Consider the following 26,762-nt stretch of genomic DNA (forward strand, 5'->3'; position numbering starts at 1 on the left):
AGAAGACACTGACTCGACTCGCACGCACCTGCGGTTGAGCTGCTAAAATCGGTCCGACGGACTTGTCGGACGCACTTGCAGGATTTTCTCAGCCTGATGACCCTAATTTGCTGGTTGGTATAGAGACATCAGACGATGCTGCGGTATATCGGGTGACTGATGATATCGCGATGATTAATACTGTCGACTTCATCACACCACCGGTTGATGACCCGTACTGGTTTGGTCAGATTTCTGCAGCAAACTCTATCTCAGATGTCTATTCTATGGGCGGCAAACCGCTTACTGCACTCAATCTTGTTATGTTCCCCTCGAAACATCTCGATATGGGTGTGCTTCGTGACATCCTTCGCGGTGGACACGATAAGGTACATGAGGCTGGTGCAAGCCTAGTGGGTGGGCATTCGGTTGATGATAACGAGCCGAAATACGGTCTTTGCGTCAATGGAGTAGTTCATCCTGATCGAATTCTTACCAATGCTGGAGCTAAGCCTGGCGATGCGCTTATCTTGACTAAACCCCTCGGATCAGGAGTGTTGTTTAACGCCGTTCGTGCAGGTAAATATGAATTTAGCGCGCTCGAACGCGAGACTTTGCCAACAATTGCTTCACTCAATCGCACGGCAATGGAACAGGCGCTTAAATATGATATTCATGCCTGTACCGATGTGACCGGTTTTGGAATTCTCGGCCATTCACTCGAAATGGCTCTGGGCTCAAACACTAATATCTATATTGATTATAGATCATTGCCGTTTTATACCGGAGCACCCGAAATGTATAAGCGCGGTGAGACAACAGGGAGTAATAAGGCAAATAGGGCACTGGTCGCCAGAAACAGGCTGGCGATGTCTATCGAATTGCGCTCGTTTGAAGAAGAGTTGCTTTATGACCCTCAGACATCAGGAGGTTTACTTTTGGCTTTGCCTGCAGAACAGGCCGGACTGCTGTTGAAGGATCTTCATGATAACGGTGTCGGAGTTGCCGCTCAGGTTGGAGAGGTAACTGATGAGCATGTTGGATTGACAGTAAGGTAAGTTGCTGACAGACCCGGCAGGTATTTTACAGGTACACTGTTGGGTCTGTAGCTTTTGTCTCAGTAATATTCCTATCTCATTTTCACCCAAAACTCACTCAGCTTCTTTACTGAAATTGCCGTATCTTCATGTCTTCTTTAAGTATATGTTCGATTAACCAATCCCTCATTACAGTAAGTAGTTCCGAATGGAGCAGTATGCCGCCAGACTCAATCTGGCGGATGAGTTCGAAAACTTTATAATCAAAATCCTTATGCAGTCGCCAATGCCGGGGCAGATCAGGGTAATTGATTTTTTTCATGAAGTTCTCTTCATAACTGAAATGATAGAGAGCGTATTGCTTCATTTCCTCCAGTGCCTCAACTTTCATTTCTGCAAATTCAGTTGGATTGCTCTCAAGAAGCATTTTATCGACTTTATTATAGAGAGCTATCCACTTCTGATGTTGCTTATCGATAGTCTCATCACCTATTGAAAACGAAACTTCCCACTCTATTTGAGGCATGTGTCCAGCTCCTGTTGGATGAGGTGGCTGTCAATGAGGCTTCTCGTGATGTTTTTCTCTCAACCTATATATCGAATCGTATCACATTAAATCCTAAATTCTCATAAAAATAGGTTGACGTCGGCGTTGAATAAATAAGAATGCCAAACCATTCAATGAAAGGTTTGGCATGTATTACTCGTGTTTGATTGGTAGGCGGTGGTTGTATCAGACGCAGATGTGGGTATTATTTGGCATTCATCTGTTCTCGTGCTTTTTTCATCAGGACATCGTTTAAAATCAGTAAATTCTGATCATTGCCTGCAAGGCTTTTAGATTTGAGACATAGATGAACTGATTGTGCGTACTGTTGCTGCTGAAATTTGATCTGGCCCATTGTGTACCAGTAATGTCCGTTTTTCGGTTCGATCCGAAGTGCTCGCTCCATGGTCATTTCCGCCTTTTGGGTATCACCTGAACCAAGAGACTTTTTAGCTGAATAATAAAGTGAGCCTGCAGGGCCGATTTTCGGGGTATAGATGGTAGTTGGAACAGTAACAGGTTGTTGAGGTTCAACTTGTGGCTGAGTCGCGGGCGGATATGAAGGATATGAAGGATATGTTGGCTGGGGCACAGGGCGTTTTACCCCGCAACCGCTGAGTATAACAAGGCTGAGGACAAGTATGGTGGATATACGGATAATTGGTAAAATCCCGGTGTGTTTTTGTAATTCCATGGCTGGCTCAGGTCTCGTTGAGTTTATCTGAAAATGGAGTTTATAGAGTCTAGGAGTTGTTTTGCTTTTTCTTCAATGTCTGGAATACGTATCCCCTGAATACCGGTAGATATAACCGGTTCCGTTCCGGAAATAAAGGGAAGCAGTGTGCTGTTATGACTCAGGGCAGTTGTCGGACGAAGGGTCTCTGGATCAATTCTAGCCCATGTTATATTTGCCGGTTCAGGCTGCTCAAGTTGCTCGGTATCATGATCTATTTCACCCATAATCGCACCCCAGACTGTGAGGGCCCCTGTAGAACCAGATAGAGCAGTTGGGCTGTTATCATCATTACCTAACCAGACTACACTGGTATGGTTTGTTGAGTAACCTGCAAACCAGCTGTCTCTGTAGTCGTTTGATGTTCCTGTTTTACCGGCATATGTGTTGTTTTTTGAAAATGGGTGCCTGCTGCCTGTGCCTTCAGACATTACTCGTTGCAGTGCATGGTGAAGCAGATACACATGCTCAGGGGAGAAACGCTGTTCAACTTCAAGGCCATATCTCGATAATAACTGGTTATCCGAATTCATGACACTGACAATTGAACGGAGAGGCTGATAAAATCCGCCTGAAGCGATAGTTTGGTACATTTGGCCGACTTCCAGTGGAGTCATATCTACAGAGCCAAGCAGCAAAGACGGGTAGGGAGTTAATTGTTTTGCATAACCCAGGTGTCGCATGGTCGAAATGATAGTATCCAGACCAATCTCCAGGCCTACTCTGACAGCAGCAAGGTTGAACGATTTCGTTAACGCTCTGTAAAGAGGAATAGTGCCATGTTCGACCTTGTCGTAGTTTTCAGGTTGCCACATCTTACCGTCATTCTCGAGCTGAATAGATGTATCCATTACCGGAGATGCAAGAGTATACCCACGCGTTAAGGCGGCGAGATAGATAGCTGGTTTAATTAATGAGCCGATGGGTCTATGTGCATCCAGAGCCCTGTTAAATGAGCTCGTATGCGAATTCGTTCCACCTGAAATACCGAGAACTTCACCATTTTCGCGACCCGTGACTACAACAGCTGCCTCAAGGTTTTTTTGTCCGGACTTAGCCTTAAGCACGGTGATTGACGATTCGAGTTGTTCTTCAATCTTCCACTGAACCTGCGGATCAAGAGTTGTTATGATTTTAAGACCGTTACTTCGAAGATCATCTTCCCGGTATTCAGTTTTCAACTGTCTTCGAACCAGATCCAGAAAGGCAGGAAATCTGTTAAATCCGTTTCTCTGTGTTGTGACATCTGTTAAAGGCGTTTTGGTATTTACCGCATATTCAGCAGCATTAATGATATCTTCTGCGAGCATCATGCGAAGTACAACGTGTCTCCTTTGCAGGCAGTTCTCAGGATTTCTTCTGGGATCGTAATAGCTGGGGCCTTTTACCATGCCTACCAGAGTTGCAATTTGGGCAGGGGAGAGGTCAGCTACATTCCTGCGAAAGAAGAACTGGCTGGCAAGTCCGAAGCCGTGAACAGCCCTGCCGCCATCCTGGCCGAGGAATACTTCATTAATATACGCAGTAAGAATTTCCTCTTTTGAGTAATTATACTCAAGAAGAAGTGCCATGATTGCTTCCTGTATTTTTCTTGAGAGGGTCCGGTCTCTGGTAAGGAAGAAGTTTTTTACAAGTTGCTGAGTCAGTGTTGATCCACCTTGTACAAATCGGCCTGATTTTAGATTGGCAAGCATCGCGCGGATGATTCCGGTAGGTGAGACACCATAATGAGAGTAGAAATGTTTATCTTCTACTGCCATGAGACTGCGCGTGAGCAGTTCAGGAATTTCAGCAGGCTGTAAGACAAGACGGTCTTCGTGTTCAAGAGGATGAAAGCTGCCGATACGCGAAGGGGCAAGCCGTGTAAACGGAACATCTTCACCTGTTGAAGCTGAAATAATGCGGCTGATTTTCCCTCTTCTGAAGCTTATAATGAGCTTGGCAGGCTGTTCAGGACCTGAAGGAAAGGTGAATCCACGAGTTTTTAGATGTAATTCTTCACCTCTTCGAAAATAACCTCCTGTCGCCTGAATTGGATTTTCTTCTCTGAATCCTGCAAGTTGCAGTTCTTTCTCAAGGAGTTTAGGTGTGAGTTGCAGGCCTGTGTACAATTCAAGAGGACGTGCATATACAACCGCAGGCAATGACCAGCGCTGGCCATTGAATTTGGCCTGAATTTCCTGGTTGAGCCGGGTTACGAGGTTGTAGCCATATATTCCGCCGCCGAAGAGACCGACGAGGAGTGTGAGTAAAACGAACTTTTTTATAATCGAATTTTTTTTCATAAGTCAAAACGGTAAATGTATTTAATTACCACCGAAACTCAGCCTCTGAAAAAGAGGTGTAAGGAATGAGGGTGTCCTGGAATAGGGGTTTTGGCCAAAATCGAGACATTTTTAAAAAATAAACACAGCCATATTTATGATATTGCAGGAAATATTGTTTCAAAATTCCAAAGAGTTTGGGCAAGAGAGTATTTTCGGACAGCCTCCTGGCACCTCAGTATATTTGTTGAGGATTAGTGGTAATCAGTTAAATGTATAATGCATGGCCTAGTAAGTGAAAATTTGATAGCCATAAAACGCTGTTATAATACTCTGAAGATAAAGGTTATGCCTGAAAAAGTTACACACATTATTTCATCCATAAAAGTGATTTTTCAACAACAGATAGTTGCAATAAGGCCATATTAATGAGTGAATCAGGTATAGTAGCCTCGAAAAGGGCAATCCACCGACATGTTGGGTTTGGATGACATTTACAGAGCAAAAGGTATAATGATTTCATATGTAATGATTAAGGTACTCTTCAAACCAGGATTTAAAACAGTCTTCTGGGAGGCTGTCCGAGAATAGACATATCTTTTCAAATCGACGAACTCTGATGCAGAGGTGAATAATGATAATCCAGGGATCACAGGAGCGAATGATAGAAAAAGCTGCCTGGATACTGTTTAAAATGGTTGAATCTCTTCTCAAGAAACAAAAGAATGTTATAATCGCGGTTCCCGGTGGCAGGAGTGTTGCTGAAGTGTTTAAGCTGTTTTGTAAAAATAGTTTACCCTGGAATCATATACATATCTTTCTGCTTGATGAACGGATAGTTCCACCTGATCACCCTGAAAGTAATTACAGGTTAGTCAAAGAACACCTCGGAAAATGTATCCCCGAAGAACAGATTCATCAGCCTGACCTTAATGTTAAAAATCCTTTAATCGGTATTCAGAGGTATTACGAAAAATTACAGACATTAGGTGGCAGATTTGATCTGGTCCTGGCCAGTAGCGGGGAGGATGGTCATATCGGATCACTCTTCCCACACCACCCATCGATCGAAAATACAGAGAATGGATTTATTCTGGTTGATGATTCTCCTAAGCCTCCGGCACAGAGGATGTCAGCCAGTTATGCACTTATCCGTGAAGCAGAAACAGGGGTTGTTCTTTTTCTGGGTGAGTCAAAACGAAGTGCTTTACGAAATTTTTATAATATTCATCTATCACCACTTGAGTGTCCGGCAAAAATTATGACGAAATTATCACGCTATTACCTCCTTACAGACCAGGAGGTCGAGACACCATGACACTGGAATCACAGATGATCATAATTTTTGGAGCAACAGGCGACCTGACACGGCGCAAATTACTGCCGGCGTTATATCATCTGGAACGCAAACAACGATTAACAGCCTGTACGCCGGTTATCTGCATTGGTAGAAAGGCGCTGTCTAAGCAGCAATTTGTAGAAAAACTTGAGATTGAACGCTTTATCCCTGATGGGGATACTCAAGTAATTCAGAATCTTCTGAATCGTATTGAATATCTGCAGTTCGATCTTGAAGAAGGGGCGCCTGAAGATTTTAAAAAGAGCATTGATGCGTTGCAGAGGCAGCATAGCTGCACAGCCAATAAACTTATTTATCTTGCTCTTCCCACCACCGCCTTTAAACAGACAGCGAGCCTTATAGGTACGTTGGAATCAGATGCTGGCTGGCGCAGAGTTGTCTTTGAAAAACCGTTTGGTGAGGATCTGGAAAGCGCAAAGAGCCTTGATGCGAATATCAGGACCGTTCTACACGAAGAAGAGATTTACAGAGTAGATCATTATCTCGGTAAAGAACTGGTTCAGAATATTCTCACCTTGCGTTTTGCCAACGAGATTTTCACAGGTTCGTGGGGGAAGCAGGCCATTGACCATGTACAAATAACAGTCGCGGAAACGCTGGGAGTTGAAAAACGCGCCGGGTATTATGATCGTAGCGGTGCGGTAAGAGATATGATTCAAAACCATCTTCTGCAATTGTTATCATTTGTGGCCATGGAACCGCCGACCGAAGAGGGGACTGATGGGTTACGAGATGAAGCTGCAGCAGTGGTGAATACTCTGCGGGAATTACAGACGTCCGATATCGTCCTGGGACAATACGGTTCGGGTCTGGTTCAGTCAGAAACTGTTCCAGGCTATACAGATGAAGAGGGCGTTGACGATAACTCGACTACAGAGACCTATGCTGCAATCCGCGCATTTGTCGATACTGACAGGTGGCGTGATGTTCCTTTTTATCTGAGAACAGGGAAGCGGTTGAAACATCGGCATGCTGATATAAAAATTGTTTTCCGTCAGAGGCAGCATCACATCGTCGGTAAAGACAGCAAGCCGAATATGATCATTATCAGAATTCAACCCAATGAGGGTATGGCACTGGCCTTTAATGTCCAGAAGCCGGGTGAAGATGATGAAACCACCTCAGTAATGATGGATTTTTGTCATCATTGCCACTTCGGCCCAAATACGCCTGAAGCGTATGAATCCATCCTGCGTAACGTAATGGAAGGTGATCACAGCATGTTTCCGCGCCGTGACTGGATAGAGGCGAGCTGGAAATATGTTGATCGTTTGCGGGCTATTGCTGATCTGCCGGTCAGGTATAGTGCCGGTTCCGATGGTCCTGTTGAAGCTGATGATCTGATAAAGCGTGACGGTCGTGTATGGCTAAATGAAGAACCTGCCAATGAGAAAATCACCTTAGCTAGTTTTGGCTAGAGGTATCCTTCTTCCCTCATAGATAGTACCCAATCGATAACCTGCAAAATTTTTCAACTTCAAGGCGGCCGATAATTGTATGTAGAGGAATACATGCAATATCTCGGAGTCTCGTACCTCGCTTACCGGGAGTCTCGTACCTCGCTTACCGGGAGTCTCGTGCCTCGCTTACCTGAGGGTTAAAATTTGAGACCAACGAAGAATTTTCAAAATTGGCGGTTTTCGGTGGGCACCAAATGTCACCCTGACACAATGTAGTATTATGTGCGACATTGTAGTCAATCCTTACTACGCTGTCGCAGTAAGTGTCCTGCAGCGTGGTATTTTTTCCTGAAATAGTCAGAAAAAGAATAATGTAAGTATCTGGAATGGTGAAGTTAAATATTATTGATTATCCAGTTTTCACGTCGTTTTCCTGCATAACATACGGGAATGGATAGCAATCTGAAAACTGACGAAAAGTTTTTTGCTAATGCACAAAATAAAACCTTGACGACGTAGTATAAAGATGGAAGTAATGTCAGGTAAAGGGATTAATTAAATAGTTTTCTAAATTACTACTCTGTAGTGATTTCTCGTAAAAATAGGCATTTGTGGTATGTGTACTACGTATGACACATCTTGTTTGTCCTCAATATTCAATAATCGTAGGAGCAGTTTTTACAATCCGCAAAATCTAACTGTAACCGTGTTTTCAAGTAGTGAACAGGAGATGGGGTAGTCTCAGGTTCCAGATGTATACCTGTATCATATTTTCAGCATGTGGCGGCTGTGGAACAACAGTATTCCATATCTCTTTTACTCGTAAAGAGTAGAGCGATGAGGTGTTTACCATAGCTTTTTATAAGGTTGTTAAGCCGAGTAAGAATGTAACAAGGAGCAGAGAACGATGAATAATTTATTGGCAGGAGTGCTTCCCCAGGAAGGTGGTCTGGAGGTTCCCGTCTCATGGAAATACAACCTGGCAATCGGCCTTATGGGAATTTTGGCGGTGGTGGGAGTAGCAGCAGGTGTGCACTCACTCTGGGTGGGGCATGAGCATACATTCGGGGTGAGTCGTGCTGTGCCCTGGGGAATGCTTATCGCTGCGTATGTCTTTTTCGTAGTTACATCTACAGGCTTATGTATTGTTTCATCGATTGGCCATGTCTTCGGGTTTGAAAACTTCAACCCGATTGCCAAGCGCGCAGTATTCTTATCAATCTGTACAATCGTTGCCGGTTTTCTGGTAATTGCCTTTGAGATCGAGAACTCCTGGCGTATGCCGGTAGGTAACGTAATCGGTGCCAACCCAACATCTAATATATGGTGGATGGGTACCTTATATGGTGCGTATCTCTTTTTTATGATGATTGAGTTCGTCATGCTGCAGCTTAACAACCATAAAGTTGCTACAGCTTTCGGCCTTGCAGGTTTACTGACAGGTGTTGTTGCTCACTCAAACCTTGGTGCTGTATTTGGATTGCTGAATGGTCGTGAGTTCTGGCATGGACCATATATGCCGATCTACTTTATTACTTCAGCGGCAATGTCCGGTTGTGTTGCAATTATCTTTTTCACCTACCTTGCCTATAAGTTTAATGGCTGGGTAATGAGTGAACAAATGAAGAAGTCACTCGAAAGTGTTGCAAAACTCGGTGCACTGATGATGTCGATCATTGTGTTTTTCACCTGCTGGAAAATGATAACAGGTATCACCGGTCATCCTCCCGGAAAATTTGCAGCAATGGAAGCGCTTTTGACAGGTCCATACAAAACGAATTTCTGGATTGGTGAAGTTGCGCTTGGTATGATAATTCCGTTTGTCATCATCATGATGGTTAAAGGCAAAAATATGCATGCGCTGTTTGTTGCCTCACTTGCCGGAATGATTGGTATCTTTTTTATGCGCTACGATCTGGTTATTGTCGGTCAGCTTGTGCCACATTATCATGGCATGGGTCTTGTTGATTATCCTGATTTAGTGACCTATGTTCCAAGTCTTCACGAGAATCTGGTTGTGCTCGGTGGTATCGGGCTCTGCGGGCTACTTTTCCTGATGGGAGAAAAAATGTTCAGAGGTCATTTCTCAGAAGATCACTAAATAGTAGCAATAAAATTTGTGTCCTCGTAATATCGGGGAAACATTGCAGGTATTCAATTTAGAATCATCTGGTCGAGACAGGTGGAATATCATGGAGCACAACAATGAAAATTGATGAATTAGAGCAGCTTGAGAGTGAAGATCTTTCAGCTATTACTTCCGCTGAGCGGCGGAAATTCTTAAAATTAGGACTCACTGTAACCGGGCTTTACCTCGGTGGTACAGTGTTGTCGCTCACATCTGCGGGGACTGCGAGAGCATCCTCAGGTGTGGTGCCGGAGCCGGGTCAATATCCGTATAATCCCCATTATACGATGGTAATACGTGAGCGGCTTTGTATCGATTGCGAAAGATGTAAGGAGGCCTGTGTTAAAACAAACAGTGTTCCTTCCTACGGGTTCAGAACAACTATTCTTGAACGTCGCCGCAATTTAGCAGATGGTCAGTATGAGACAACCTTCATGCCGGTTCTGTGCAATCACTGCAACAGACCTCCATGTGTGCGTGTCTGCCCGACCACTGCGACCTGGAAAGATAAAGAAACCGGTATTGTCGTCATGAAGCCGAGCAGATGTATCGGCTGTAAGACCTGTATGACCGCATGTCCGTATAACGCCAGGTACTTTAAAGAGGAAACACGGGCTGTCGATAAGTGTAACTTCTGTCTGGATACACGTCTTTCTAAAGGAATGACAGATACAGCATGTGTAGAGGCCTGTCCGGCTGATGTTCGGGTATTCGGCAATCTGGCTGATCCGAAGAGCAGGGTGTATGAACTGGTTCACACTCCGGAAACAATGGTATGGGTACTCAGACCAGAGACCGGTGCTATCCCAAATATTTTCTACACTAATAGTTGATATGGTAACTGGCCCGGTGACTGAGTTCGTACGAATAATCCGGGCGTATACCGTCTGTTTTCAATAGGAGAAAGACATGAAGAAATTTCTGCTTTTTATCGTTGCAGGAGCTTTTTTGCTGGCCGGCATGACCTTACATGCTTCTGATGCGCCGGTAACTGACAACGATTATGACGAAGATGAGTATGGTCCGCTGGCTCCGGTTGTCTGGACGAAGCCGGTAAAGACCGTAGTTTTTAATCATAAAACACATACGATGGAAGCAGGACTCGACTGCGATTCCTGCCACGACGAACTGTTTGAGATGGAAGCCGGAGCGGCTGAAGAGGCCGAAGATTTTACAATGGCTTCCCTCTACGAAGGTAACTACTGCGGTGCATGCCATGATGGTGAAACCGCATTTGCCTCAAACACCCGTTGTACCACCTGTCATATCGGTGTCCGTGGACATGCCCGTCTGGTTGGCGGTTCTGCTGATAAAGAGGCCGAAAAGGCACATTGACAGGTTCCTGCCGTTTTCTTTGTACATTCTTACGATGGCAGGTCTGTTAGCAGACCTGCCATTGTTGTTTCTATCCACTGCGTTTACTTCCCTGCTTATACAATTTATCCGCTCATATGGGCGCAATATGCGCCATGCTGCGTATTTCCTCCCTTAACTGTCAAGAATTACATGATATTCTTAAGCAGTGTACTGCGGTCTGTCGCGTCACTACTCACCTTTTACACCCTTCCTTAGAACGTTCTGAAAAAATCTGTTTGATACCAGTCTATTAGCAGTTCCCGACAAGGCGCATAATGCGCCCTCTTTTTGTAGTACCTTGGGCGCAGAAAACGTCTTTGAGTAAGCCTGATCGTCAATCATTCTCTCGAATTGATCTGTTCAAATAATAAATATCCTGCAATTACAATACGATAAAATTTTGTGTATCTGGCTGTCACCCATTGACTGTAGATGGCATAGCTTTTGCTATTTAAGAAATAACAGAAATAGTTAAGCCATCATCTACAGCAAGGAGGCATCATTATGATCATAACAGCCGAATCCACAGAATTGACACTGCCATCGCGGGAACGACTCCAATCTTTAATCGCTATGTGCCCTCATCCTATGGAGATCTTCTGGTTTGTTCTCTCACTTCTGCTCTTCATGATTATGGGGCCTTTTGCAGCCCCGATTGCCTTGGTTGCAGTTTTTACAGCCAAAGCCCCTGAAGGTACGATGATTGAGCCTGAATCAATAGATTAATGCCGGGGAAACCCTTTTGACGTTATGAATCAAGGAAAGCGTCGGTACATAGCCGACACGTATGGAGGTAGTAGGATGGAAGGAAATATTGCGATAAATGATGTGCAGGAAGCGGCTTTTACTGCACCCAAATTCAATGTGTTGCTCCTTATTACACTATTATGTATCGGGGCTGGTGTTGCTGCAGGTATCTATGCGCAAGTTGTTGGTCATCACCACGCATTTGCAAACACACGCGGAATGCCCTGGGGAATGCTTATCGGCGTCTATGCCTATTTCGCCATTATATCAACAGGCTTATGCCTGATGGCGGCAATTACTCATGTGTTTCATATTCAAAGGTTAATCCCTCTGGCAAACAGGATGGTCTGGTTGTCGGTAGTATGTTTGCTCGGTGCGTTTACCGTTATCGGACTCGAGATAGAAAATCCATGGCGCATGCCGTTGAACATGATACTCAGCCCGAATCTCACCTCAAATATCTGGTGGATGGGAACGTTATACGGCCTGGCCATGGGTCTGTTAATGCTTGAACTTTTTCTTATTATTACGGGTCGGATTAAGGCCGCGGTGATTTTAGGATTATCCGGTGCTGTTGCTGAAATGCTGGCTAACTCAAATCTGGGTTCTGTATTTGCCTCGCTTGCGGCACGGCCTTTCTGGTATGGAGCACAGTTGCCGATTTTCTTTCTTGCCAGTGCACTGCTTTCCGGTGCGGCTGCGGTGATACTTTTTACCCATTATGCCCATAAGTTAAACGGACGTAAAATGAGCCCGAATACATTTCATGGTCTGCGAGTGGCTGGGAAAATAATGGGAATCATGCTGTTTCTCATTCTACTGGCAACTGCCTGGAAATTTGCCAATGACTATTGTGGAACCGAAGAATTGCGAATATCAGCCAATGCATTGATAACCGGCCCGCTTGCAACCAGCTTCTGGCTGTTTGAAATAGCAATCGGTCTGGTTCTACCGCTTATGCTCATACTTTTTACCAGAATGCGTTCGTTACAGGCACTCTCGCTTGCAGCCCTGATGATTCTTGTTGGGCAGTTCTTCTCACGATTCAACCTTGTTGTGGCGGGCGTAATTGTCCCTATCTATGCAGGGTATGACAATCTGCCAATGTACCAGTCGTATAGCCCGACGGTTTCAGAATATCTGTTAGTAGTGGCAGGGCTCGGGGTTGTAGGATTTGGTTTTCTGGTTGGTGAAAAGCGTCTTGGCTCGCTCTTTAATGGCGAAGCAGAGAAAGAGGATTAATTATGATATCGGATGACAAAGCTGTGTTTACCATTGGTATGGTGGCCGAGATGCTGAACGTGCATCCGAGAACCATCAGAAACTATGAGGCTAAAGGGCTGTTGACACCAGTTCGAAAAGGTGCCTGGCGATATTACACAATGCGGGATGTTCAGTGGATTGAGTGCCTTCGGGAGATGATTCATACCCATGGTGTGAGCATCAACGCAGTAAAGAAACTGCTCAAATTCACTCCGTGTTGGAACATTATCGATTGCCCCTTTGAAAAGAGACAACGATGTTCGGCATTTTTTTCCAACAGCCTGGTGCCGAAGAAGATAAATCGGGTTGCGAACAAGGAGCAGGATGATGTGGCCGCCTGAAGCAGAAAACTAGCCCCGAAAACTACCCTTCTACCCAATATCAGCGTTGCGATTCAGATTTTTATCCGAGGCATATTAGATATATGCCTGTGGTAAAAATCTGAATCGCGCCTCGATCTTGAACAGGTAAGCGTAGACTCCGGAATGAACAGTTTTCTGTCCGCATCTATTATATTTGGTTACCTGAATTCGTTCGATTTTTTTCTTATTCTACTTCTTCTCTTCTTGCCTTCTTATTGTATTCTTTTGACTTGCTCAGCAATCAACACTGCCTGAACCGCTAGTGCCCTGTCATGCCTCATATGTCTAATTCTGCTCGCTCTTTTCACTTCGTGACCTCGTTACTCCTTCTGTTACATAGCGCTGCTATGCTCCATCAGTCATTCCTTGTAGGAAGAGAAAAAGCTTCACATTATTACGACATCTGACAGATGATATGACACTTGTTTAATCTTTATGTGGTCGCTGCTGCGTATTTACTCATCAGTAACTCCCTCTCACATGCTCCCTCTCCCTTTAGATAGGCGCAAAATGCGTCTTTTATACATATTTCACAAATACGACGAAAAATGCGTCTGTTTTGAATGAATAAGTTTGATAGGCTTATGCGTTTGAATTACAGGGTGTTAGAACTGTTTCACCCTGTATTTGCAGTACGTTTGTCTTATTTGGCATGTGTAAATTAGTTGACAGTGCTAGTTGTCAGGTATACCGTAAAGAGTAACAGGCATGTCAGGCTTGGTTGATATGCTTCCAGGCCTGTGAGATCAAACGGAGGAAGATATGGATGCACTACTATTTTTGGCTATCTGGTTAGGCGGGGCGGCAGTCCACACCGCAATTGAATTGAAGATGAAAAATGAAGATAGTTCAGGAACAGCTGAAAACGAACTGAGTATGGGTGAACAGCAACCGGTAACTATAAAGGAAGAGGCAAATAGCTATGAATAATTTATTGGCAGAAGTGCTTCCCAAAGAAGGTGGGCTGGAGGTTCCTGCATCCGCGAAATACAACTTCGCTATCGGCTTAATGGGGTTGCTCGCGGTTGTAGGTGTTGCGGCAGGAGTTCATGCTCTCTATACAGGTCATGAGCATACTTTTGGTGTTAGCCGGGAGGTGCCGTGGGGAATCCTGATTGCAGCGTATGTGTTCTTTGTTGTTACCTCAACAGGTTTGTGTATCGTTTCTTCTATTGGCCATGTGTTTGGCTTTAAAAATTTTATGCCAATCGCAAAACGCGCTGTGTTCTTATCGATTGCCACGATTGTCGCGGGTTTTCTGGTTATTGCATTTGAGATAGAGAACTCATGGCGAATGCCGGTGGGTAATGTTATCGGTGCAAATCCAACTTCGAATATCTGGTGGATGGGTACGCTCTATGGGGCATATCTGTTTTTTATGATGATTGAGTTGATGATGCTCCAGTTAGAAAAGCATAAAATAGCCATGTCGTTTGGTTTGGCGGGTTTGTTAACCGGTATAGTTGCTCACTCTAATCTTGGTGCTGTTTTTGGCTTGCTTAATGGTCGTGAATTTTGGCACGGCCCATATATGCCGATCTATTTCATCACTTCGGCTGCTATGTCCGGCTGTATAGCTATCATCTTCTTTACCTACCTCGCCTATAAATTTAATGGCTGGAAGATGAGCGAACAGATGAAAGACTCACTTTCCAATGTTGCTAAATTCGGTGCGCTGATGATGGCAATAATCATTTTCTTCACAAGCTGGAAGATGATTACAGGCGTAACCGGCCATGCTCCAGGTAAGTACGCAGCAATGATGTCACTGCTGAACGGGCCATATTCGATAAATTTCTGGATTGGTGAAGTTGCGCTTGGCATGATCATCCCGTTTATACTCATTATGGCAGTTAAGGGTAAAAACATGCATGTACTGTTCATTGCCTCACTTGCCGGCATGATAGGGATTTTCTTTATGCGCTATGATCTGGTGATAGTAGGGCAGTTGGTACCTCATTTCCACGGTATGGGCCTTGTTGATTACCCTGAGCTTCTTACCTATATGCCGAGTCTGCATGAGAATCTCGTGGTACTTGGTGGTATTGGTTTTTGCGGCTTGCTCTTTCTGGTGGGTGAAAAGGCGTTTCGCGGCCATCTCGCTGAAGACCATTAACATTCTATAGGAAGTGTCGTATACTGGGCCGCTGTATTTCACGTACAGCGGTTCAGTACAATTAAAGAAATGACTTCCTGAGGAATATATGGCTGGCAAATCCCGAATAAAACGAGTGGAACCTTTGAAGAAAGACCTTCCCATATACCCCATCGGGGCTGCAGCTAAGCTGCTCGATGTCCATCCGAGGACCCTGCGGATTTATGAGGATGAAGGGCTGATAAAACCGCATCGTCAGGGCGGCCGCCGTATGTACTCGCAAAATGATCTGCAGTGGCTAGCCTGCCTGCGATCCGCCATCCACGATCAGGGAATCTCCATTCCCGGAGTGAAAAAACTGCTCCGCTATGCAACCTGTTATGAAATTGTTGAATGCCCTGAAAGTGTAGCCTGCACTTGTGATGCTGTTGTAGACAGAGTTATCCCGCGCAAAATGCACCTGGCAGGTGATGTGGTTACTGCAAAAAAACTTCAGGAAGAGGAGCGCGAAGAGCGGGAGAAGAATCGGAAGGGTAAAGATAAGAATAAGGATAAAGAGAAAGCTTCAAAATCAAGAAAGATTGAGTAGTTAAGCTTCTTTATGTTTTGAACATTTACAATGTGTTAAGAACGACAATGGCGATGTGGAATTACCTTCCACATCGCCATTGTTGTATTAATCGTAGGTGGAGCAATACGTATTAAAATTCCGGTTCATACCCTACAGTAAATGCTTCTGTACCCGGATTCCTGATGCTTAAGAAATTTTTGTTATTCTTAGCAAAAGGGCATATCGGCTGTTCGCATCGTTCAAACCCAAATCGTGTATAAAACTCAGGATCACCAAGCACAAAGAGTGTTTTATCTTTGATTTCCGGTTGTCTCAATGCAAACTTAATGAGTTCTGTTCCAACTCCCTGTTTCTGATATTCGGGGTTAACCGCAATCGGAGCAAGATGCAGCCCACAAACATTACCCTCGTTAAACGCTCGTGAAAAAGCAATATAGGCTATATACATATTGCGGTGGATACATACCCATTCGTGAAGAGGTCGTTTGTTCTTATGAAGCTTGGTAACGAGTCGCTCTTCGTATTTACTTCTTGGGAAAGCAGTTTCCAGGAGTGCCTGAACTTTCGGCAGATGGTCTTCAGTAAGCTTACGTATTTTCATTGTTCTACAACCTTCATGTATTAATAGTGAGGAGCTATGGGCGCCAAACTACCATGTCTATATAGTATAGAGTATCTCATATTCGATCCAAGCGGTAAGTTTGTGCAGTTTACGCCTCACCCCTCACTCCTTACACCTCACGCTTCAACAATCTCTTTAACCCGACCAACATCACCACTCGTCAGACGAACCTTTATTCCATGCGGGTGTGTCGGAGAGTTAGTCAGTATATCCTTAACCGTCCCCTCAGTGAGTACTCCGCTTCGTTGATCTTTTTTCAAAACTATTTTTACCTGAACTCCTGGCCGTATATGTGCTCGGGTTCTTCCGTCCATTGCGTGTCCTTGATGTCTATGTGATCGGATAGGGTGGTCTTTCTGTTAACAGCTGTATACGCTATTTTCTGTTGCGTAAGCTTTTAGGAACATATCCGGTTTTAAGTAAATACTCTGTTGCCTCGTCTTCATATCTGCGAATCTGTTCTGCCTGAAATGTGTATCCTGAACAGATCCGGCTATCAGAATATTCAGGACAGTTTTTGCAGAGTTCAATTTTTCTGCGGGATCGCTTTCTATAATAGTACCGCCAGAAGAAAAATGAGGTGATGATAAGTACAATGGTAAAAAGAAAGTGTCCATGAACTAATGCAGTAAAACTGAGCACGACAATAGAGCCAAGGCTACAACGAAGTATATCACGCAAAGGCCGATAGAGGGTTTTGTATATGGCAGGGTAGGAAAGCGGCAAGGTAAACACTACAAAACCGATAAGCAGAATATGCGCGTATTCCTTGAAAAAATCAGGAAAAAGAACAATCAGTATGAGGTTTACGGCTATGGCAAAATAAACACAACAGCAGCTTCTACACAGGTAGAGTGTCCCAAATTGCAGAACATCTGCTTTGTAGGGGCTGCATAGCGGCTTATGTGCCCAGTTAAATCTCCAGGTTCTGGAAATCTTGAGCAGCCAAAGGTAAAGTCGGGCAACAGGGGACACTGGCAACCCTATTTGCTCTGTTTGCTTTTTACGACAATCTGATGCTTTTCAAAATTCTCCTGCATATCTGCAAGAATATTCCCGATTGCACCGGCTGGCACATAGCCAATAATAGGCTTGATAACAACTGCCGTTCCATGAACAACAACTTCAGATGCACCTTGTGCAGCACCGCTCAGTTCAAATTCAACATTTATAATGGCATTGGCCTTTTGTCGCGCTGCCATCTGCAGCATCTTATCAATTGCTTTCTGGCGAGATTCATCGCCAAGCTGAGAATACGAAGTGAGTTCACCGCCGGTAAACTGCTTACAACCCATGGCGCAGTCCTGCCCCATATCCTTTGCCCTGACAGAAATCCCCCAGGTCATTCCCTTGTATTCAACGATTTCATAACCATCAAACCCGTCAGCTCCGGTCATGATGATTTTCTTTCTACCACCTTCAATATCCGGCCGGGTTCCGGCAACAAGGTCTTCTCTGTTCATTTGTCGACTCCTATTCGTCTGGATCAAGTAAGGAACCACACATTCCGCAACGAGCGGTGTCCATATGTTCAACCTTGGTTTTCTCCCCGCATTCAGGGCATGTGTAGCTCTTGCGCGATTTAACAGCAAAATAATAGCAGACAATCGCAATAACGATCAGCAAGCCAACGATGAGAAATAGCTCATGCGATTCAAGGCTGTAGATAAATATCATTGGATGTTCCTGGGTGTATGGTTTTGGGCAAGGGGTATAGATAGTTGGTAATCTGATCTAAATTCCATGAATTATGTAAGGGTATGATAACTCTACCATAAAGGCTTGAGTGATATCAAAGGGTAAGGTGATGGTAAGGTAGGTGTGGGGATTTGTGGGGGATAGTGCGATGGGAGTTGCAAGTGGTGAAGTTGAGGGAAGGTTGGGGAGACCATAAAGTACTATGTTTTTGATTAGTTAGGTAGACGAGGTTGAGAATGTATTGTAATAGGTATTAGTTGGTGTTTTCGATTAACATTTTGTAATGATTTGAAAAAAAGCACATTGTGGTAGTGTTTTCAGGCTGGGTTTGGCTGATGCTCCTCATTGGGCGGAAACTTGTTTGAAGGCAAGCGAGAAGAGCATAGTGGAAAATTGTAACATGTTTTCAAGTGGTCAAAATCAGCAAATGGCACAGCCATGAGGTTGAATCATTCTGTATAACATTCATTTTTACGGGTTATGCAGTTTCTATATAATTACTTGTTAATCATGCATAGATAAAATGACACTTCTCAAAGGATTTGGTTTTTCAGGATATAGAAGTTTTGGTGATGAATTGGTGATGAATTGGTGAAAATAGCACCATTAAAAAAGATCAATTTTATCATAGGCCAAAACAATTCAGGGCTGGATTCAACCGAATTGCACTGGAAAAAAACGGATTTTATCAAATAATTACGACTCATTCTGAAAACAAGTCATCATCATAGTGTTTTCTCGTCCACTACCAAGTTGGTTTACCTTCTGATAACAGACCTTTCAGGAATGTAAGATCAGAGGAAATTATTGTGATATATGATGAAGATGACTCCATGTGTAGATTATCGATAATATGTGGTGCAGACTGGTGGCAGATAATGTATTGTTTCGTCCAGCACAGCAATAGCCCGCAAAGGTATCGGTGAAATTCGATACTTGTTACAAGGCAAAATAATACAGGCAAACAAGGAATTACTGGGGCAACCCAGTTAATTATACGACAACAGCAGTATTGTAGAAAATGGAGATATTAACAATTATCGATAATAGGTAAAAGGAGGATGTTATGAACCCCACCACTCAGAACATCGACTACAGTAAGCAAAATGAAGCCCCGGAATATGTAACATTAGAGCAAATGGATGTGATCTGCCGAAAATGCAACCAATTGCATGATGAGGAAATCCTCATCGCGTTTGGTCGTGTATGGAAAAAGTTAGTAGGTATGTTTATACGTACGGAGGAAAAGCAGTTTCAGAAAGTCGTAAAGTAATAACGTAACGTTCTACGATCCAGCTGTAACTGTCGTATTTGAATTCCAGGTAGTATCGATAAAAACACGTTTGAACCGGTCATTATACTTCAGTATCATAATTACCAGATCAATCGGTTAGATCAGTCTTTACATGTTGCAGAGCAGGCAAAGCATGTATGTGCACTACATACATTATGCATTTTCTTGCTGAGGCTCAATGTTCTTGTCACGTAGCTAGTAGTAATTTCATTAAAAATTCTTCCCGCCTGGAACGGGAAAAAACTCCAAATGCCAGTCCTTGGCACAATCCTGGTTTTCTAGGGTATTAGCAGCTTAATTCATGCTGCCCCGCAGGTACGGGGAAAAACTCCACATTGACAATTTGGTGATATGCGCCGTTCAACGGGTGAATTCCGTCGTTTGAATGAACCTGTACGGATTCCAACCAGGAAACTTATCTGGTTGTTATTATGACATATCATGTGGCGAGCATTCGCTTTTTACTTAGGTTCTAAGGAACGGAGTACATTATGACGTGGACACAAATATATATCCCACTTGGGGGACTCGGCCTCTCTGCTCTTGTGGCTGCAATTCCAATTATTGTTCTTTTCTATTTACTTGCTTTCCGCCGTTGGGGTGGACATAAAGCCGGAGGCGTGGCGGCAGTACTTTCTTTTTTGCTGGCTGTCACCGTATGGCAAATGCCGGTTCAAATGGCAGTAAGTGCGACGGTCATGGGTGTGTTAGTAGGTTTATTCCCTATAATATGGATCGTGATAACAGCCATCTGGCTCTACAACATGAGTGTAGAGTCTGGTGATTTTGATATCATTAAGAGTTCGCTGGCAACACTCACGGATGACAGGAGGATACAGGCCTTATTTATCGCCTTTGCCTTCAGTTCTTTCCTTGAGGGAACAGCAGGTTTTGGTACTCCAGTGGCTATTGCAGCGGCAATGCTTACAGGACTTGGCTTTAAGCCACTCTATGCTGCCGGTATCTGCCTTATTGCAAATAGTGCCCCGGTTGCATTCGGTGCTATCGGTATTCCGGTGATTATGGCTAGCAAAGTAACTGGCCTTGATACCATGACTCTCTCACAAATTGTTGGCCGACAGTTACCGCTAATATCTCTGATCGTGCCATTCTGGATAGCTCTTACCATGAGTGGAATACGTGGCACATTGCAGGTGCTCCCTGCCCTGCTTGTTGCCGGTATCAGCTTTGGTGGTACGCAATTCATCCTGGCCAATTATCATGGACCGTACCTTCCTGATATCGCAGCGTCTATTGTGACTATCGTAAGTCTTATTGCTTTATTGAAGGTATGGAAACCACGGGAAACCTGGTATTTCCCTGATGAAATTGGCAAAGAGAAAGTTGTACATGCCAGTTTCCCTCTCATTGAAGTTCTGAGAGCCTGGGCTCCATTTCTTGTCCTGGCGGTAGTAGTTTTACTTTGGGGACTCGCGCCGGTTAAAAGCGTCCTCAACAGTATCTTTTTCACAACATTTGAGTGGCCGGCCCTGCATAACCTCGTAGTGAAAACCACCCCAATTGTGAATAGCGATACATTGTATGGTGCAGTCTACAAACTCAATCTTGTTTCCGCAGCTGGAACCGCAATTCTTCTTGCTGGTTTACTCTCAGTACCGTTGCTAAACAACTACAGCTTTGGCAAGGCAGCGGTATGCCTTGTACGCACCGGTAAACAACTTGTATACCCGATCATGACTGTTATGTGTGTATTGGCTTTGGCATATATCATGAATTATTCGGGTATGAGCAGCACGCTCGGACTTGCCTTCGCTGGGACTGGCAAATTGTTTCCATTTTTTGCTCCTGTTCTGGGCTGGCTCGGTGTGTTTCTCACCGGTTCATGCACCTCATCTAACGCATTTTTCGGTTCATTGCAGGCAACCACTGCAACACAGATTGGTGTGTCTCCTGAGCTGATGGTAGCCGCCAATGCAACCGGCGGTGTGGCCGGAAAAATGATTTCGCCTCAATCCCTTGCAGTGGCCACTTCTGCAACTGGCCTTATGGGAAGAGAAGGAGATATTTTCCGATTCACCATTATGCACTCACTCGGCATGCTATTGCTTATATGTATTCTGGTCTGGTTACAGACGAACGTACTCTCCTGGATGATGCCTTGGTAAAATAACTCTTCCGTTCGAGTTAATTATAGAAGCCCATTCCCTCTCGCAGAAAATGAGGGAGTGGGCTGTTTATGTACCAGATGTTTATAAAGTATATGCTGAAAGGTCTGTGTAACCTTACTTGTACAGCACAGTCTTCTTTAGCGAATGGGGTTCAAACTGATATGAAAAAAAGTATTATTTATGAGCTGGTCTTTATCTTTGGCAAAGAAAATGTTCTCACAGAACGCGAAGATATGATCGCTTACAGTTACGATGCAGCACCAGTAGAAATAGAGCCGGAAGCTGTTGTATTCGCATCCACGACAGAGCAAATCAGCCAGCTGATGAGACTGGCATACCGAGAAGAGATTGCTGTTACGCCACGTGGACAAGGAAGTGGGCTTTCCGGGGGATCTATTCCTTTGAAAAGAGGAATTGTCCTTTCTATGGAACGAATGAAAAATCTGATTGAGTTTGATCCGGCCAATCGTCTTATTACAGTTGAAGCCGGTTTCACCACGGCCGATATCGATCCAATTATTGCCGAAGCAAACCTTTTTTACCCTCCAGACCCCGGTTCTGTCGCATTCTCTACCATTGGTGGAAATGTTGCCGAGAATGCGGGAGGACTGCGAGGTCTAAAGTATGGTGTTACCAAAAACTACGTCAAAATGTTGAAAGTAGTGCTGCCACAGGGCGATATCGTTACCCTTGGCTCTAAATGTGTTAAACACGTTGCCGGATTCAATTCTGAACTCATATTGGTAGGTAGTGAGGGACTTCTTGGCATTATGACCGAAGTTACCCTTGCACTCCTTCCTGTACCACAACATCGTGAATCTGCACTGGTGATCTTCAATAGTCTGGACGGTGCTGCCCAGGCAGTTTCAGATATTATCGCCGCAGGTGTTACTCCTGCCACTATGGAATTTATGGATAACGCAACTATCAATGCAATCCAGAACTTCAAAGATTGTGGCTTACCTCGTGATGCGGAAGCGGTCCTTTTGATTGAGACCGATGGTGAAGAAAATTCGGCAAAAGCTGAGATGGAAGTGATAGAAGAGCAGGTGAAAAAAAATGACTGCCGTAAGTTTGTGCGGGCCAACGATACCGCTGAACGTGATGCTCTGTTTGCTGGTCGCCGAGTTGCCCTGAACGCACTTGCATCTGTCAGGCCCAATGTAATCCTTGAGGATGCAACCGTGAAGCGCTCTGTTCTTCCAGATATGGTTCGAGGTATTATAGCTATCGCCAAAAAACATGGTATTCAGGTTGGCATTTTCGGCCATGCTGGAGACGGCAACCTTCACCCCACTTTTCTTATCGATCAGAACGATAAAGAAGAAATGAGTCGCTGTCATAAAGCTGTCGACGAACTGTTTCAACTCGCAATCGATCTTGACGGAACCATTTCAGGTGAACATGGAATCGGCCTGGAGAAAAAACCGTACCTACAGAACCAGATCGGTGCAACAGGCATAACCATGTTACAAGATATGAAGCGTATGTTTGATCCGAAAAATCTCCTTAACCCCGGTAAGATGTTTGATATGCCGGGTGAATCATCCTGAGGAGCGAGAGACTATACATGAATGCTCATATATCACACAAACAACTCGCTGAAGAGCATCTGCTCGAAGCTGCAAAAGAATTTCAGAAATGTATGCAATGCGGTAAATGCCGTAGTGTGTGTCCAGTCTTTAAAGAGTTCGGCAATGAACTCTATGTCGCGAGAGGTAAAAATAAACTTGCTGAAAAGATCGTCTCCGGGGACCTGCAGATTACCAAAAGAGTGGAAGATGCAATCAACGAGTGCCTTAACTGCAAAACCTGTTCTGCCAATTGCCCTGCAGGCGTCAAGCCGGAGCATGTCGTTCTTCGTCTTCGCTGGTATATTACAACCCAGAAAGGTCTTCACTTTTTTAAGGCATTAATTTTCAGACAACTCTTATGGAGGAAATGGCCAATCACTCTCGGCTGTGCAGCTGTAGGTATTGCCCAGAAAATGTTTTTCGGCATCGGCCCTAAAAATCCTGTACGTCACCTCTACCCTTTGTTTGGTTTCTCTAAACGAAGAAACTTTCCACAGTTAGCTATTCGTAGCGCCCAATCCCAATTACCTGAAGTAAACCCTGCAAAGAACGGTCCTCGCAAGGCACGAATTGGCTACTTCACCGGCTGTGCCGGCAACCTGATCTACACAAATGTTGCCAGGTCTGTTGTTGATGTCCTTACCGGATACGGCTATGAAGTTGTTATACCTAAAAAACAGAAGTGTAATGGCACTCCGGTACTCGTCAACGGAGATTATGAAGGTGCCAGAAAACTGATGCAACACAACTTTGACCTCTTCCAGAAGTATGATCTCGACGCAATCATTGTAGCCTGTTCTTCATGCGGTTTATCGTTGAAAAAAGAGATCAAAGTCTTTGTAGATGCGAGCGAGGAACTCGAAGCGTTCACCAGCAAGGTTTTTGATATTAATGAATTTATCGAAAAAAATATCGATATACGACCTGAACATCTTGGAAATCTACCCTATACGATAACGTACCATGATCCGTGTCACATGGTTCGCGGACAAGGAATCAAAGATCAACCTCGTGATATTTTGCAAAAGATTCCGGGTGTAGAGTTTAAAGAGATGAAAAACGCCGACACCTGCTGTGGCTCCGCAGGAAGTTACTGTATCACCCACTATGACACATCCATCAAGATCAACGATCATAAGGTCAAAGATATTCAGGATGCCAAGGTAGATATGGTTGCAACTGGTTGCCCGACCTGCGTTATGCACATCGCCGACAACCTTGCTCAGCACGAAAGTAAAGAGAACGTACGGTTTGTCGTAGAGATTTTAGCCGACTCATTGAGATCTGCAAAAACTATATAGTATATATTATTTCACAGTTGCTCGAGTCCCATTTGGGGACTCGAGCACTTCCCTCACAGAATCCTTTCAAAAATAATTTTAATGCCTACAGCGTCGGATCGCTGCTGGTAATTCTGCATATCGACATTCGAAAAAAACGAGTGAATTTTACTTTAGACGTAGCTTTTTCCTGTTATTAAAGCACGCTTTCGGCCATTATCGGTCCCTCGGGTGCTGGCAAAAGCACCCCGATACGTATCATTTCCAGCCTGGAGCGTCCCGATGAAGGCATTGTATCTCTTCGTGGTGAAGTATGGGATGACTCTTCAAAAAATATCTATATATCACCACAGAAAGGTAGGCTTGGCTTAGTTTTTCAAGAGTATGCATTGTTTGCCCATCTCTCGGTTCGAAAAAATGTGAGCTTTGCCGCTGTGGATAGAAACTGTATTCAGGACCTGCTGGACAGATTCGGAATAGAGTCATTTTCGATTGGGGTCGGACCACGCCAACACACTAAGAATTATGACTTGATTAGATGAGAATAGGTGGTTTTGAAGCTTAGAAGGCCCTTTTGACTATCAAAAAGAGCACTCTAAGTCCTGAAACAACAATTATTGGAATATTCGGGACAGACCCCGAATACATTTACAGAAACTCTCTCAGTATCAGCAATTAGCTTGGTTTGGTTAGCCAGAGAAACCATACTTTGGTGCCGTGTAAAACAACCTGACAACAAGGTTTTACTTTATGTAATTGTTGAATATTATATCGTAAGTACCATCGTTCTTCATTGACAAAAGGGCTTTGTTGAAATCACGAATAATGTTTGTGAAATTTCTTTTCTTGGTAAAAGCCAGATAACTCGGGATTGCCTCTATTTCTGGAGACAATTCTTTAATTTGATTTACGGCTCCCAAAGACTTCGCTGTACTAAGAACAACATGCCGATAAGAGGGGATGATCTCAACCCGGCCTTCCAAAAGCTTTTTCACGTTTAAAGGTGCAGAAGTTGTTTGATCAACTTTCACAAAGGTTCCATTCTTTAATGCCAAATCCAAGCGTGGGCCATAACTCGTTTGAATGATAATCCCTATAGACTTGTCGGACAGTTTTGTGAGGTCACCGTCAAAAGTTATTGTGGAATCTTTCAGCACAAAAAAAGCTTGGACTTGAGTGATCAGGACTTCTGTTGCATACGTCAAAAAAGCGTGACGTTCCTTGATGTCATAGGCCGAAAAAATACCATCCACATTACCATCTTTGACTTCCTTAAGACAACGTGCCCAAGGCATGATTTTTATTTCTACAGGATAATCAGCCCGTTTAAAGGCCTCATTAATCACATCTACTAAAATACCTGATTGTTTGCCATTTTCAGTGTATGCCGTCGGAGTACTATCAGCGGCAGCTAGGACAATTGTTTCAGCGAAAACTGTTTGCGGAATTGTTGCGGTAAATAATGCTGCTAATACAGCACATACGTACAATGACTGACTGAGTTTCTGAACGTACCGTGTAACGGAAAGTGATAAACGATAAGTCATGCTCATTTTCATCGGCCTCAATAGTATCTCAAGGGAAACGCAGTCTTTTGTAAAAATATGATAATGGAAGGCAGTCTGTCAAATTTGTATGTATTCTATAGATTAACTTAGTTTGCCTTATGTTTGATTAGATGGCAAATTTTCCACCTAAACACACCCTTTCTACTTTTGATAAAGATCCCAATTCAATTGGATTGTGGGTAATTGTGGCTGAATCAAGTTAAGTGATCAGAATGGTTAGGTAAATGCATCTGAAGTTGATCTTTTTCGCGCTAAGAAGTCCCTTTTATTCGCTGAAAAATGAAAGCGTTAAGACCAGGACATGCTGGGCCAGACATGCTGGGTCGGGCCATGGTAAATTGCTGAAGTTCCGTTTGAGGAGTGGTTTGGTGGGCGTTGGAACATGGAAATAATGCGATTTTTAAGCTTAAAAACGTTGAGACTATGTTTTCAACCTGCTTTTGCATATGTTTATTGGCAGAGAGTTGCTTTTTAGTCCTGACAATAATGCTACTAACCGAACTGTATTTATTGATCCCAAACTCTTTGCCAATATCCTCAAGGCGTAATCCAGATCGTTTACGGGCAAGATAAAGAGCGACATTACGAGGCTCATTTATCTGACCTCGTTTTGCTGTCTGTAAGATACTTTCTGGCACTCCATAACATTCGCACACAACCTTCTTTATCTCGTTGATTGTCGGGGCGAACTGTCTGAATTGATGAGATTCACGGTGTTCTTTAGCTTGACGATATGTAGTAAGAAGGGGGCAAGT

General features: G+C 44.0%; 27 protein-coding genes. 17 read left to right on the forward strand and 10 right to left on the reverse strand.

Features of this window, described 5'->3' with window-relative positions; genetic code table 11:
* The first annotated feature begins 47 nt into the window (after positions 1-47).
* Positions 48-1,037, forward strand: coding sequence for a selenide, water dikinase SelD (gene selD / locus FCL46_RS02900; RefSeq protein ID WP_136810206.1), 990 nt, complete (start codon positions 48-50; stop codon positions 1,035-1,037).
* Positions 1,038-1,143: 106 nt separating this feature from the next.
* Here the strand turns inward: selD and FCL46_RS02905 are convergent, their stop codons facing one another.
* The 3 genes from FCL46_RS02905 to mrcB all read right to left on the reverse strand — a co-directional run bounded on the left by FCL46_RS02905 (position 1,144) and on the right by mrcB (position 4,581).
* Positions 1,144-1,542, reverse strand: coding sequence for a bacteriohemerythrin (locus FCL46_RS02905; protein ID WP_136810207.1), 399 nt, complete (start codon positions 1,540-1,542; stop codon positions 1,144-1,146).
* Between the two features lie 226 nt (positions 1,543-1,768).
* Positions 1,769-2,257, reverse strand: a complete 489-nt coding sequence (locus FCL46_RS02910) for a tetratricopeptide repeat protein (RefSeq protein ID WP_136810208.1) — start codon at positions 2,255-2,257, stop codon at positions 1,769-1,771.
* Between the two features lie 23 nt (positions 2,258-2,280).
* Positions 2,281-4,581 (reverse strand): penicillin-binding protein 1B, encoded by a 2,301-nt coding sequence (gene mrcB / locus FCL46_RS02915; RefSeq protein WP_136810209.1) that lies wholly within the window; start codon positions 4,579-4,581, stop codon positions 2,281-2,283.
* A gap of 613 nt (positions 4,582-5,194) precedes the next feature.
* Here mrcB and pgl point away from each other — a divergent pair.
* The 11 genes from pgl to FCL46_RS02970 all read left to right on the forward strand — a co-directional run bounded on the left by pgl (position 5,195) and on the right by FCL46_RS02970 (position 15,860).
* Entirely contained in the window at positions 5,195-5,878 is a 684-nt protein-coding gene (pgl, locus tag FCL46_RS02920) for a 6-phosphogluconolactonase (RefSeq protein WP_136810210.1), read from the forward strand.
* Positions 5,875-7,338, forward strand: a complete 1,464-nt coding sequence (gene zwf / locus FCL46_RS02925; RefSeq protein WP_136810211.1) for a glucose-6-phosphate dehydrogenase — start codon at positions 5,875-5,877, stop codon at positions 7,336-7,338. Before pgl ends, zwf begins: the two co-directional genes overlap by 4 nt.
* An 889-nt stretch (positions 7,339-8,227) precedes the next feature.
* Positions 8,228-9,421: an NrfD/PsrC family molybdoenzyme membrane anchor subunit gene (gene nrfD / locus FCL46_RS02930; RefSeq protein WP_136810212.1), complete on the forward strand. Its 1,194-nt coding sequence runs from the start codon at positions 8,228-8,230 to the stop codon at positions 9,419-9,421.
* 104 nt (positions 9,422-9,525) lie between these two features.
* Positions 9,526-10,281 (forward strand): 4Fe-4S dicluster domain-containing protein, encoded by a 756-nt coding sequence (locus FCL46_RS02935; RefSeq protein ID WP_136810213.1) that lies wholly within the window; start codon positions 9,526-9,528, stop codon positions 10,279-10,281.
* Between the two features lie 76 nt (positions 10,282-10,357).
* The gene (locus FCL46_RS02940) at positions 10,358-10,783 is read left to right on the forward strand and encodes a c(7)-type cytochrome triheme domain-containing protein (protein WP_136810214.1); all 426 of its coding nucleotides are present in this window, start codon (positions 10,358-10,360) and stop codon (positions 10,781-10,783) included.
* Positions 10,784-11,308: 525 nt separating this feature from the next.
* Positions 11,309-11,530 carry a hypothetical protein gene (locus tag FCL46_RS02945; protein ID WP_136810215.1) on the forward strand — a complete coding sequence of 74 codons (222 nt, stop codon included), beginning with the start codon at positions 11,309-11,311 and terminating at the stop codon, positions 11,528-11,530.
* Positions 11,531-11,605: 75 nt separating this feature from the next.
* Positions 11,606-12,793, forward strand: coding sequence for an NrfD/PsrC family molybdoenzyme membrane anchor subunit (nrfD, locus tag FCL46_RS02950; protein ID WP_167506060.1), 1,188 nt, complete (start codon positions 11,606-11,608; stop codon positions 12,791-12,793).
* 2 nt (positions 12,794-12,795) lie between these two features.
* Positions 12,796-13,155, forward strand: a complete 360-nt coding sequence (locus tag FCL46_RS02955; protein WP_136810217.1) for a MerR family transcriptional regulator — start codon at positions 12,796-12,798, stop codon at positions 13,153-13,155.
* 783 nt (positions 13,156-13,938) lie between these two features.
* Positions 13,939-14,106 carry a hypothetical protein gene (locus tag FCL46_RS02960; RefSeq protein ID WP_153307149.1) on the forward strand — a complete coding sequence of 56 codons (168 nt, stop codon included), beginning with the start codon at positions 13,939-13,941 and terminating at the stop codon, positions 14,104-14,106.
* Positions 14,099-15,292, forward strand: coding sequence for an NrfD/PsrC family molybdoenzyme membrane anchor subunit (gene nrfD, locus FCL46_RS02965; RefSeq protein WP_136810218.1), 1,194 nt, complete (start codon positions 14,099-14,101; stop codon positions 15,290-15,292). The genes FCL46_RS02960 and nrfD (FCL46_RS02965) overlap by 8 nt, the downstream gene beginning before the upstream one ends.
* Positions 15,293-15,380: 88 nt before the next feature.
* Positions 15,381-15,860, forward strand: coding sequence for a MerR family transcriptional regulator (locus FCL46_RS02970; RefSeq protein WP_217909555.1), 480 nt, complete (start codon positions 15,381-15,383; stop codon positions 15,858-15,860).
* A 112-nt stretch (positions 15,861-15,972) separates the two neighbouring features.
* On the opposite strand, the gene FCL46_RS02975 is transcribed toward FCL46_RS02970, so the two are convergent.
* From FCL46_RS02975 to FCL46_RS02995, 5 genes are all read right to left on the reverse strand, one after another.
* The gene (locus FCL46_RS02975) at positions 15,973-16,443 is read right to left on the reverse strand and encodes a GNAT family N-acetyltransferase (RefSeq protein WP_136810219.1); all 471 of its coding nucleotides are present in this window, start codon (positions 16,441-16,443) and stop codon (positions 15,973-15,975) included.
* A gap of 137 nt (positions 16,444-16,580) precedes the next feature.
* A complete protein-coding gene (locus FCL46_RS02980; protein WP_136810220.1) occupies positions 16,581-16,778 on the reverse strand; it encodes a YwbE family protein in 198 nt (65 codons plus the stop codon).
* 61 nt (positions 16,779-16,839) lie between these two features.
* A complete protein-coding gene (locus FCL46_RS02985) occupies positions 16,840-17,445 on the reverse strand; it encodes a hypothetical protein (RefSeq protein WP_136810221.1) in 606 nt (201 codons plus the stop codon).
* A 2-nt stretch (positions 17,446-17,447) separates the two neighbouring features.
* Entirely contained in the window at positions 17,448-17,927 is a 480-nt protein-coding gene (locus tag FCL46_RS02990; protein ID WP_136810222.1) for a YbjQ family protein, read from the reverse strand.
* Between the two features lie 10 nt (positions 17,928-17,937).
* Positions 17,938-18,141, reverse strand: a complete 204-nt coding sequence (locus FCL46_RS02995) for a DUF2614 family zinc ribbon-containing protein (RefSeq protein ID WP_136810223.1) — start codon at positions 18,139-18,141, stop codon at positions 17,938-17,940.
* Positions 18,142-19,228: 1,087 nt separating this feature from the next.
* On the opposite strand from FCL46_RS02995, the gene FCL46_RS03000 reads away from it, so the two are divergent.
* The 5 genes from FCL46_RS03000 to FCL46_RS28685 all read left to right on the forward strand — a co-directional run bounded on the left by FCL46_RS03000 (position 19,229) and on the right by FCL46_RS28685 (position 24,981).
* Positions 19,229-19,435: a hypothetical protein gene (locus FCL46_RS03000; protein WP_136810224.1), complete on the forward strand. Its 207-nt coding sequence runs from the start codon at positions 19,229-19,231 to the stop codon at positions 19,433-19,435.
* Positions 19,436-19,947: 512 nt separating this feature from the next.
* A complete protein-coding gene (locus FCL46_RS03005; RefSeq protein WP_136810225.1) occupies positions 19,948-21,582 on the forward strand; it encodes an L-lactate permease in 1,635 nt (544 codons plus the stop codon).
* A gap of 164 nt (positions 21,583-21,746) precedes the next feature.
* Positions 21,747-23,138: an FAD-binding oxidoreductase gene (locus tag FCL46_RS03010; RefSeq protein WP_136810226.1), complete on the forward strand. Its 1,392-nt coding sequence runs from the start codon at positions 21,747-21,749 to the stop codon at positions 23,136-23,138.
* 17 nt (positions 23,139-23,155) lie between these two features.
* The gene (locus FCL46_RS03015) at positions 23,156-24,460 is read left to right on the forward strand and encodes a (Fe-S)-binding protein (RefSeq protein ID WP_136810227.1); all 1,305 of its coding nucleotides are present in this window, start codon (positions 23,156-23,158) and stop codon (positions 24,458-24,460) included.
* Positions 24,461-24,657: 197 nt separating this feature from the next.
* The gene (locus tag FCL46_RS28685; RefSeq protein WP_420811260.1) at positions 24,658-24,981 is read left to right on the forward strand and encodes an ATP-binding cassette domain-containing protein; all 324 of its coding nucleotides are present in this window, start codon (positions 24,658-24,660) and stop codon (positions 24,979-24,981) included.
* A gap of 201 nt (positions 24,982-25,182) precedes the next feature.
* Here the strand turns inward: FCL46_RS28685 and FCL46_RS03025 are convergent, their stop codons facing one another.
* The gene (locus FCL46_RS03025; RefSeq protein ID WP_136810228.1) at positions 25,183-25,986 is read right to left on the reverse strand and encodes a substrate-binding periplasmic protein; all 804 of its coding nucleotides are present in this window, start codon (positions 25,984-25,986) and stop codon (positions 25,183-25,185) included.
* 272 nt (positions 25,987-26,258) lie between these two features.
* The gene (locus FCL46_RS03030; protein WP_167506061.1) at positions 26,259-26,645 is read right to left on the reverse strand and encodes a helix-turn-helix domain-containing protein; all 387 of its coding nucleotides are present in this window, start codon (positions 26,643-26,645) and stop codon (positions 26,259-26,261) included.
* Positions 26,646-26,762: the final 117 nt, after the last annotated feature.

It is taken from the genome of Desulfosediminicola flagellatus, assembly GCF_005116655.2.
GTDB classification, from domain to species: Bacteria; Desulfobacterota; Desulfobulbia; order Desulfobulbales; family Desulfocapsaceae; genus Desulfopila; species Desulfopila flagellata.